9 protein-coding genes and 1 pseudogene are annotated in these 6,663 nt (G+C 68.7%); 2 read left to right on the top strand and 8 right to left on the bottom strand.

Translation table 11 applies throughout. The annotated features are described in order from the left end of the window. From ACLL81_RS13770 to ACLL81_RS13755, 4 genes are all read right to left on the bottom strand, one after another. On the bottom strand, positions 1 to 253 hold a 253-nt coding region (locus ACLL81_RS13770; protein ID WP_411288926.1), incomplete at its 3' end, for a hypothetical protein. A gap of 210 nt (positions 254 to 463) precedes the next feature. Continuing rightward, positions 464 to 1,360, bottom strand: a complete 897-nt coding sequence (folD, locus tag ACLL81_RS13765) for a bifunctional methylenetetrahydrofolate dehydrogenase/methenyltetrahydrofolate cyclohydrolase FolD (RefSeq protein ID WP_411288925.1) — start codon at positions 1,358 to 1,360, stop codon at positions 464 to 466. After that, positions 1,360 to 2,367 carry a S1/P1 Nuclease gene (locus tag ACLL81_RS13760; protein ID WP_411288924.1) on the bottom strand — a complete coding sequence of 336 codons (1,008 nt, stop codon included), beginning with the start codon at positions 2,365 to 2,367 and terminating at the stop codon, positions 1,360 to 1,362. The genes folD and ACLL81_RS13760 overlap by 1 nt, the downstream gene beginning before the upstream one ends. An 84-nt stretch (positions 2,368 to 2,451) precedes the next feature. Beyond that, complete coding sequence (locus ACLL81_RS13755; protein WP_411288923.1) at positions 2,452 to 2,733, bottom strand: glutathione S-transferase N-terminal domain-containing protein; 282 nt, start codon at positions 2,731 to 2,733, stop codon at positions 2,452 to 2,454. Positions 2,734 to 3,004: 271 nt separating this feature from the next. On the opposite strand from ACLL81_RS13755, the gene ACLL81_RS13750 reads away from it, so the two are divergent. Continuing rightward, the gene (locus ACLL81_RS13750; protein ID WP_411288922.1) at positions 3,005 to 3,403 is read left to right on the top strand and encodes a 3D domain-containing protein; all 399 of its coding nucleotides are present in this window, start codon (positions 3,005 to 3,007) and stop codon (positions 3,401 to 3,403) included. Between the two features lie 115 nt (positions 3,404 to 3,518). After that, entirely contained in the window at positions 3,519 to 3,917 is a 399-nt protein-coding gene (locus tag ACLL81_RS13745; RefSeq protein WP_411288921.1) for a nuclear transport factor 2 family protein, read from the top strand. 3 nt (positions 3,918 to 3,920) lie between these two features. Here the strand turns inward: ACLL81_RS13745 and ACLL81_RS13740 are convergent, their stop codons facing one another. The 4 genes and pseudogenes from ACLL81_RS13740 to ACLL81_RS13725 all read right to left on the bottom strand — a co-directional run. Next, positions 3,921 to 4,736, bottom strand: coding sequence for a ferredoxin--NADP reductase (locus ACLL81_RS13740; RefSeq protein WP_411288920.1), 816 nt, complete (start codon positions 4,734 to 4,736; stop codon positions 3,921 to 3,923). An 8-nt stretch (positions 4,737 to 4,744) separates the two neighbouring features. Next, positions 4,745 to 5,485: a phosphoadenylyl-sulfate reductase gene (locus ACLL81_RS13735; RefSeq protein WP_411288919.1), complete on the bottom strand. Its 741-nt coding sequence runs from the start codon at positions 5,483 to 5,485 to the stop codon at positions 4,745 to 4,747. 2 nt (positions 5,486 to 5,487) lie between these two features. Further along, entirely contained in the window at positions 5,488 to 5,988 is a 501-nt protein-coding gene (locus ACLL81_RS13730) for a DUF934 domain-containing protein (protein WP_411288918.1), read from the bottom strand. After that, positions 5,972 to 6,663 (bottom strand): annotated as a pseudogene (locus ACLL81_RS13725) (nitrite/sulfite reductase); the annotation flags it as partial. The pseudogene ACLL81_RS13725 and the gene ACLL81_RS13730, both read right to left, overlap by 17 nt.

Genomic DNA, 6,663 nt, shown 5'->3' with positions numbered 1-6,663 from the left:
CCACGCCATCGGCGCGAGACGCGTGCAAGGCCATCACGGTCAAGGCGCCGGCGGCAGCCACCGCTACCAGCCCGGTCAGCACCTTCAACGCGACCCCGGCCCGCTCGGAGGCGATTTGCCAGCCGCGATGTTTCAAGTCCGCCTGGATCAGGCGCCGTTGGTCGCTGAGCAAGTCGTGCGCCACGCCGCGCGGCGCGTGGCCGGAAGCTTCCGCCTCCATGGCGATCTCGATGGGATCGGGGGTGGTGGGCAACCCCGACCGACGAGTCCGTCCAGGCCTCGCGCCTGTGTCACCTTCAGCCATTCGCGCAGCCCCCCAACCGCAGCCAGAACCGTGTTCGACTAGCTGCGAGCCGTCAACGGCCAAGCTGCGGCGGCAGCTTGGAGCGGCAACGTCCGCTTGCCACCCGACTCAGTCATTCGGAATGTCCGCTCGTCGGCTGGAACTCGTCAGATTCTCACCCTAGGTCGTGATCCCGGCCTGCCGCATGGCGGCGGTGACGGTGTTCTGCAGCAGGACGGCGACGGTCATCAGGCCGACGCCGCCGGGCACGGGGGTGATCCAGCCGGCCACCTGACAAGCTTCCTTGAAGTGCACGTCACCCACGACCTTGGTGCGGCCCGCGGCGGCTTTGACCGGATCGTCGAACGGCACCCGGTTGATGCCCACGTCGATGACCGCGGCGCCCGGCTTGATCCAGTCGCCGCGGATCATCCGGGGCCGGCCCACGGCGGCGACCAGGATGTCGGCCTCGCGGCACACCGCCGGCAGGTCGACGGTGCGCGAGTGGGCGATGGTCACCGTGCAGTCGGCGGCCAGCAGGAGCTGCGCCACGGGCTTGCCCACCAACACCGATCTGCCCACCACCACGGCGCGCTTGCCGGTCAGGTCGCCCAGGGTCTCGCGCAGCAGGATCATCGCGCCCAGCGGCGTGCAGGGGACCAGCGCCGGCAGGCCGCTGACCAGCCGCCCGGCGTTGAGCACATGCAGGCCGTCCACGTCCTTGTCCGGGTTGATCGCCGCCAGCACCGCCTTCTCGTCGAGCCCCTTGGGAAGCGGAAGCTGCACCAGGATGCCGTGGATCGCCGGGTCGGCGTTGAGTTCGCCCACCAGCCGCATCAGGTCGTGCTGACTGGTCGTGTCGGGCAGCCGGTGGGTCACCGAGTGCATGCCCACCGCCAGGGAGTGCTCGCCCTTGGAGCGCACGTAGATCTGGCTGGCCGGATCGTCGCCCACCAGCACCACGGCCAGGCCGGGCTGCAGCCGGTAGTCGGCCTTCAGCCGCGCCACCTGGACGGCCACCTCGGCGCGCACCCGTTCGGCGTGGACCTTGCCGTCGATGATCTGCGCCTGCGCCATCAGTCGATGCCGTAGAGGTTGCGATAGGGGTTGGTCCGGCCGGCGACCACGTCGATCACCTGCACCGGCCGCCAGCCGACGCTGCGGGTGGCGCTGGCGCGCCAGGCCTCGACGATGATGTCGCGGAACTCCGAGGTCCCCGCTGCAAGCTGCCGGGTGGCGAAGGCCGTGCCGCGGGGGTCGCCCTGGGCCAGGCCGCCGGCTTTCTCCATCTCATAGAACGGCTCCACCAGGCGGTTGGTGGCCAGGAGATAGTCGACGGTGCGTTGCTCGGGCGCGCAGGCGCACAGCCTTAGCGGCGCCACCTGCGCGGCCACCGCCGCGGCCTTCACGGTCGCCAGCACCAGGTCGCCCTCGAAGGGCCCGTGCAGGCGCGCGGTGGAGTAGCCCTTGGGGTTCGGGTAGTCGCCCCAGCCATTGTAGTGCGTCGAGACGTGCAGCGGCTGGCTGCCGTCGCCGACGAAGTGGGACAGTTCCCCCAGGGTCTTCAGGATCAGCGCCTCGCGACGGATGCGGTCGGCGCTGAACCAGGCGCGGTTCTCCGCCCACGCCGGATTGGCTTCCGCCGCCGTCAGGACGCGCCAGTAGGCGAAGTCGCTGGCCAGTTGCTGCCAACGGTCGATGATCGAGTACTGCAGATAGCCGGCCTTCCAGCCGTCGAGGTTGTGGGCCCGCAGACCCGCCTCGTACTCCGCCCGGGTCGGCGGCAGCGGCAGGAAGTTCGGCCCGCCCAGCAGCTTGCCCGCCTCGTCCAGGTCCACGAAGTGGCCGGCGTCGCGGTCATGGTCGTGGATCTTTCCCGACCCCTTGGAGCGGTCCGGTTCGCGGGACAGCTCGCCGACCTCGAACGCGGCCTGTGGCGTGCGCAGGAAGGCCGGGACATCGTCCGGCAGAGCGCGGATGGCGGCCTCGCCGACGATCCGGTGGCCGGTGGCGCCCCAGGCCAAGGCGTGCTGCGGGGCGAGGATCAGAGAGGCCATCACGGCCAGTGACGCGAAGCGTTTCATGCGCCCGGTTTGCTGGCTGGCGCGCCCGAAGGCAAGCGCCTCAGGCGATGTTCAGGGCGGCTTCCACCCGCGCCACCCAGGCTTTCACCTGCGGATAGTCCTGGCCGGGCGGTAGGTGTCGGCGGGGATCCGGCCGGAGCCTTCCGCCAGGTGGAGGATGATGGCGTTGGACTGGGCCAGAGGGCGGCCGTCATCAAGGATCGCCAGCGGCGCCTGCCCGACCGGATGCATCGCCAGAAAGGCAGGCGTTGGGCTCGCATCCTCGAGGATGTCGATCTCGATCCACGCGCAGGCGTGGCCGAGATGGTCAGCGGTCCACTTGACCTTCAGGCAGTTGCCGGACTTGGAGTCCCCATAGATTTTCACGCGACCGCCCCCACTAAGGTCAAGCTTGAGGCGCCGTGGATCGTCTCGCGAAATCAAGCGAAGAAGCCTCGCAATGACTGTCAGGAAAACTCGCACGGCAATTCGCCACGCTCGCCCAGGGTTGTTGCAGGGCCGGACTCCGCGTAGAGAACGGGTCGTACCAGTTCAACGACGAAGGAGGACGCCGTCCATGCGACGCCGCCTCGCCGCCCTGGCAGCTCTCTCAGTTCTCATTGCGGCTACCAACTCGCACGCGGCGTCGAATGATCCCGTGGGCGACCTGATCATGTCGGTGATCACCGGCTCCATGCCGGGTGCGCCGGCCTGGGACGTGAAGGCCACGCTCTATCATGCCGGCGCCAAGGGCGTGGGGGCGCTGGACAGCCTCGGCTGCAAGGTCGTGGCCATGCGCACCGCCGCCGTGGACCGCAAGCTGATCCCGCGCCGCAGCGTGCTGTTCATCAAGGAAACCGTCGGCCTGCAGATGCCCGGCGGCAGCCTCCATGACGGCTACTGGTACGCCTCGGATGTGGGCGGCGCGATCAAGGGCCAGCGCATCGACCTCTATACGGGCTCGGGCTCGGGCTCGATGAAGCAGATCATGCCGCTGAACCTGAAGAAGCTCTCGGCCGTGAAGGTCGGTGACTTCAAGGGCTGCCCGCCGACCTAGGGCCGGCCGCCGCTGATGTGGTCCATGGGCGCGGCCCCGATGCTGGCTTGTCCGGGAATGCGCCGGCCGCAGACTGATCGTGGCCAGCGTCAGCCGAAGCTGAGATCATGGCGCCATGACCCACCATGCCCCCGAGACCATCGCCCGCTGGCACGCCTATATGCGGGCCGACGACCCGGCGCTGCTCGACGCCCTGCTGGCGGAGGATGTGGTCTTCGAGAGCCCGGTGGTGCACACGCCGCAGGTGGGCAAGGCCCTGACCACCGGCTACCTGCGCGCCGCCGCCCAGGTGCTGGGCAATCCCAGCTTCCGCTATCTCAACGAATGGTGCGCGGAGCGTTCCGCCATCCTGGAGTTCGCCTGCGAGATCGACGGGATCAGCATCAACGGCGTCGACATGATTTTCTGGGGCGAGGACGGGCGCATCACCCGCTTCAAGGTGATGGTGCGGCCGCTGAAGGCCATCAACCTGCTGCACCAGATGATGGGCGCGCAGCTGACGAAGGCGAGATAGCCCTCAGGTTTCCACGAAGGCCCGTTCGAGCACGAAGTCGCCAGGCTTGGCGAGCGAGCCTTCCTGATAGCCGCGGTCGAGCAGGAGCTGCTTCAGGTCCGCCAGCACCGAGGGCCCGCCGCACAGCATCAGCCGGTCCACGGCGGGGTCGAAGGGCGGCACGCCCAGATCCGCAAACAGCTTGCCCGAAGCGATCAGGTCGGTGATCCGACCCTCAGTCTTGAACGGCTCGCGGGTCACCGTCGGATAGTAGCGGAGCTTCGGCGCGATCAGTTCGCCCAGGATCTCGTCGGCGGCCAGCTCGGTTTCCAGCAGCTCGCGATAGTTCAGGTCGCCCACCTCGCGCACGGTGTGGGTGACGATCACCTCGTCGAAGCGCTCATAGACATCCGGGTCGCGGGCCAGGGACAGCCAAGGGGCCAGGCCCGTTCCGGTGCCCAGCATGTAGAGCCGCTTGCCGGGCTTCAGGCCGTCCAGCACCAGGGTGCCGGTGGGCTTGCGACCGATCAGCACCTGGTCGCCGACCTTGATATTCTGCAGGCGTGAGGTCAGCGGACCGTCCGGCACCTTGATGGAATAGAATTCCAGCTCCTCGTGCCAGGACGGCGAGGCGATGGAATAGGCGCGCACCAGGGGCTTACCCTCCGGCGTCATCAGGCCGACCATCACGAACTGGCCCGACGAAAAGCGCAGGGTCGGATCGCGGGTAGTACGGAACGAGAACAGGCTGGGCGTCCAGTGCTGGACCCAGGTCACCGTCTCGACGAAAAAGGCCCCGCTGGTCTTGAGGGCCGGCTGGGCCACGGAAACGTCGGTCATATCCACTCTCAGATGTCGCCGCCGACGTCGATGACGGTACCCGGCGCGCGGGCCGTGTGTATGCCGCATTCGGTCTTTTGCGAACCCGCCCAGCGGCCGGCGCGCACGTCCTCGCCCTCCTCCACCGCCTGGGTGCAAGGCCAGCATCCCACGGAGGGGAAGCCCTGGGCTACCAGGGGATGGCCCGGCAGTTCGTGCTCGGCCACATAGGCGTCGAGGTCGGCCTTGGTCCAGTTGGCCAGCGGGTTGAACTTGATCTGCTCGCCGGCCTGCTCGACCACCGGCAGGGCCAGGCGCGAGGCGCCGTGGAAGCGCTTGCGGCCGGTAATCCAGGCGTCGAAGTCGCCGAGGGCCCGGTCCAGCGGCAGCACCTTGCGGATGTGGCAGCAACCGTCGGTGTCGGTTTCCCACAGCTTGGCCTGCGGATCGGCGGTGGCCAGGTCGTTATAGGCGGGCCGCAGGTCGCGCACGTCGGTTAAGCCCAGCTGGGCGGCAAGCTGCTTGCGGTAGTCCAGGGTCTGGCCAAACAGCATGCCGGTGTCGAGGAAGAGGACCGCGATGTCCGGCTTCACCCTTGCAGCGATGTCCAGCATCACGGCGGACTCCGCGCCGAACGAGGAGACCAGCGCCAGCTTGTCGCCAAAGGTCTCCACCGCGGCCTCCACGATCGTGCGCGGATGTGCGTGGCGCAGTTCCGCGTCGAGCCGCGCGGCCAGGGTGGCGGGCCGCGCCAGGGTGTCGAAGGCCATACTCAAGCTCCCCGCACCTCAAAGGCCGGCGTGCGGCGGTCGGCGGCGCGTTGATAAACGTGACGGAAGCGGTGGGCCGCGGCGGTCCACGCCTGCGGGCTCGAACCGTCCGCGGGCTCGAAGGCGTCGAACCCGCAGCGCAGCATGAAGCCCGCCTGTTCGAGCAGCACGTCGCCCACCGCCCTCACCTCGCCTGCATAGGCGAAGCGTTCGCGCAGCAGGCGCGCATTGGTATAGGCCCGCCCGTCGCGGAACTTCGGGAAGTCGAGGGCGACCACGGAAATCCGGGGCAGGTCATAGGCCAGGGCCTCGACCTCCTCGTGGCTATCCAGGCGCACGCCGACCTTGCGGCCTTCGTACAGCAGCCGCTCGCCCTCCGCCTGGAAGCGGGTGAGCGAGAGGATCACGTCGCCGGAGGCCAGCTCCAACTCGTCCGCCACGTGGGTGAACGGGTCCTCCGCCAGCACGGCCTGGCCGTCCTGCCACCTAATGCGCGTCGGCATAGACAGCCTCCTTGAACGGGGCCACGCCGGTGCGGCGGAAGGTGTCGAGGAAGCGCTCGCCCTCGTGGCGTTCGCGCAGGTAGACGTCCACCAGGGTGTCCACGGCGTCGGCGACCCGCTCGTAGGGCAGCGCCGGACCCAGGGGCTGGCCCACGGCGGCGTCCTCCGCCCCTGAACCGCCCAGGGTGAGCTGGTAGAACTCCTCGCCCTTCTTATCGACGCCCAGGATGCCGATGTGGCCAACATGGTGGTGGCCGCAGGCGGTGATGCAGCCAGAAATCTTGATCTTCAGCTCGCCCACTCGCTCGGCCCGGTCGGGATCGCGGAACTTCTCGGCGATGTGCTGAGCCACCGGGATCGCCCGGGCGTTGGCCAGCGCGCAGTAGTCCAGCCCGGGGCAGGCAATGATGTCGGAGGCCAGGCTGATGTTGGGCGTCGCCAGTTCAGCCGCACTCAGCGCTGCCCAGACGTCCGGCAGGTCGCCCAGCCGGATGTGCGGCAGCACCAGGTTCTGCTCGTGGGTGACCCGAATGTCGTCCTGACCGAAGCGCTCGGCAAGGTTGGCCACCACCTCCATCTGCTCGGCGCTGGCGTCGCCCGGCGTGGCGCCGATGGCCTTGAGGCTGACCTCCACGATGGCGTAGCCGGGCTTCTTGTGCGGCTTGACGTTGTTGC

The organism is Phenylobacterium sp. (genome assembly GCF_046590535.1).
Taxonomy (GTDB): Bacteria; Pseudomonadota; Alphaproteobacteria; order Caulobacterales; family Caulobacteraceae; genus Phenylobacterium.
This window is presented reverse-complemented; position numbering and strand designations above follow the sequence as displayed.